The sequence below is a fragment of the Rossellomorea oryzaecorticis genome, from assembly GCF_038405515.1.
Classification (GTDB): domain Bacteria; phylum Bacillota; class Bacilli; order Bacillales; family Bacillaceae_B; genus Rossellomorea; species Rossellomorea oryzaecorticis_A.
Genome location: NZ_JBBYAF010000118.1, coordinates 1 through 341 on the forward strand (window position 1 = coordinate 1; position 341 = coordinate 341).

The following is a 341-nucleotide window of genomic DNA, read 5'->3' on the forward strand; positions in this document are numbered from 1 at the left end:
CGGTTTGACCCCCTAATTCCTGACGAATTCTTTAAAAAACTAAACGATTCTTAGTTTTTCATTTTCATCATTTCCTTCTTCACTTTTACCAAGGTTAGATGACTCCACTATAGCGTCAAGCCAAAACCGCTTGACCCTTACGTTCCGCCATCTAGGGGGTCAGTAAGTGAAGAAGGAGTTTTCCTGCCTTCTTAAAGGCTCAAGGCCATTTCTTCGGGATAACCAATATCCTTGTATTTCTCATTAAACTTTACCGGAGACATCCTGCCGAGGCTGCCATGATAACGTCTGTGATTATAAAACTCCATGAACTCATCAATTTCGAAGTAAGCTTCTTCAAA

General features: G+C 40.8%; 1 protein-coding gene. It reads right to left on the reverse strand.

Translation table 11 applies throughout. The annotated features are described in order from the left end of the window. Nucleotides 1-191: 191 nt before the first annotated feature. The coding region (locus tag AAEO50_RS21460; protein WP_425383241.1) for an IS3 family transposase at nt 192-341 on the reverse strand (150 nt) is incomplete at its 5' end.